Here is a 2,059-nt window from a genome sequence, read left to right as displayed (position 1 = left end):
GATTATTTCTTCACAATCATAAACTCAGAACGTCTGTTCTTCGCGTGTTGTTCTTCCGAGCACGGATCACATTGTTCTTTCAATTGGCTCTCACCGTAACCTTGTCCGGAGATGCGGTCTTTAGCAATCCCTTTAGAGATTACGTACTGCACGGTAGACTTAGCTCTTCGGTCCGATAGGTTCATGTTGAACTTGTCGGTTCCGCGGCTGTCGGTGTGTGATTTTACCATGATCACCATTGCTGGGCTGTTTTTCATCACCTGAACCAGTTTGTCTAACTCAAACGCGCCTTGTTTGGTGATGTTGCTTTTGTTGTATTCGAAGAAGATGTCGTTTAAGATTACTTCCGTTTCCGTTACAATCACATCAATCGGATCTAAAGCAATTTCCATCGGGAACTCTCCGCCTTGGCTCTTAGCCACCGGAACTGTTTTGCTCACAAAACCGTCTTTGGATACTTGCAGCGTGTAAGCTTTCTCACACTCCACTCCGTAAGTAACCATTCCGTTTGCTTCGGTAGCCCTGGTTTCAATCACGTTGTTCTTATCGTCTAAGATCGCCACCGATGCTCCTGCCAACAATTCGCCGGTTTTAGCATTTTTGGTCGTCGTGTTCAGTTGAACTCCACAGATTGGGTTAGCTACGTAGATATCGTCCTGACCACTTCGGTTACTGGTGTAGTACCCGATTTTCTTATCCGTGTTGAAGGAGAACGCAAAGTCGTCTTTCTCCGAGTTGATCGGTTTTCCAACGTTCTTTACTTCTGTCCCTTTGTTTAAATCCACCACAAAAACATCCAATCCTCCAAAACCTTGACGGCCTTCCGAGGAGAAAAACAATTTGTTGTCGTCGGTGATGAACGGGAAGTTCTCTCTTCCTTCAGTGTTGATAGTGGTTCCTAAGTTCTCCGGTGTTCCGTAAGTATTGCTCTCGTTTACCGCCACTTTCCAGATGTCTGATCCACCCACAGTACCCGGCATATCCGAAGAAAAGTACAAGGTTTTACCGTCTTTGGATAAACTTGGGTTTCCAACGTTGTATTCTTTGCTGTTAAACGGTAAGGCCTGGATGTTACCCCATTTCCCGTCTACTCGGGTTGCTTTGAAAATACCTACTTTACCGAATTTCAGTTTTTTGGATTTGTCCTTTTCAAACTCTCCGCTCTTGAAACTCTCACTGGTGAAGTACATCGTATTACCGTCCGCACTAATACTAGCCGGTCCGTCGTGGAATTTTGTATTCACGCCTTCCACTTCCGTTGGTTTACTGTACGTACCGTCGTCGTTTCTTGTAGCTTTGTACAAGTCTAAAAACGGCTCATCATTCCATCCGTAGCTCTTTCTGGCTGTGTTTCTGGCCGAAGCGAAGTACAACGTATTGTCGCTGGAAAGCACTGCTCCAAAGTCCGACTTATCGCTGTTAATGTCGATGTTTTTCGTATCGAACATCTTGTTCTGCGCCGTTAATCTTGGAATGTAGTTCGGCTCCTTTTTAAAGGCAATAGCACGCTGATCATTCGGAACCATAGCTGAAAATTTCTCCATCTGCTGGTTGGCCTCTGCGTATTTTCCACCGGCTTTCAGCATTTGGGCATAGCGGTAGTATACCTCCGCGTCCTGTTTTTCTTCCGTAGCTTTGGCATACCATTTAGCTGCCTCGGCCGTGTTGAAAACATTGTAATAACTCTCGGCCAATTGACGGTACACGTAATTGTCCGCTTTATTGGCGCTGACCAATTTTAAATATTCCTCCGCAGCATCGATGTACTCATAACGGTTGTAGAGTTTATCCGCAGCTTGCGTGTTCTTGTTTTGTGCTGATAAGGTCAAACCAGCGAGTGCAAAACTTAAAGTGATATAGGTTTTCTTCATGTCTGTAAGTCGCTGTTAAATTAGAAAAATCGTGGTGAAGTGGATACTTTCTTGTAGAAGTTGACATCCCACAACAACATAAACTCATGGGAAGACTTCGTCTTAGCCGATAAATCCGATACGATGTAATCGTAAGCGTACCCTAAACGAAGGTTCGGGGTAACCGAGAAGTTTACCATCGCTCCGAA

The 2,059-nt window shown here is 44.9% G+C and carries 2 protein-coding genes; both read right to left on the bottom strand.

Annotation, left to right across the window (positions count from 1 at the left end):
- Nucleotides 1-2 precede the first annotated feature (2 nt).
- A complete protein-coding gene (locus LZZ90_RS13925; RefSeq protein ID WP_237791312.1) occupies nt 3-1,871 on the bottom strand; it encodes an OmpA family protein in 1,869 nt (622 codons plus the stop codon).
- Nucleotides 1,872-1,891: 20 nt separating this feature from the next.
- Complete coding sequence (locus tag LZZ90_RS13920) at nt 1,892-2,050, bottom strand: type IX secretion system membrane protein PorP/SprF (RefSeq protein WP_370640715.1); 159 nt, start codon at nt 2,048-2,050, stop codon at nt 1,892-1,894.
- Nucleotides 2,051-2,059 lie beyond the last annotated feature (9 nt).

This window comes from Flavobacterium sp. SM15, from assembly GCF_022012335.1.
Lineage (GTDB): Bacteria > Bacteroidota > Bacteroidia > Flavobacteriales > Flavobacteriaceae > Flavobacterium.
Note: the sequence above shows the minus strand (reverse complement) of the source record. Positions and strands in the feature narration are given on the sequence as shown.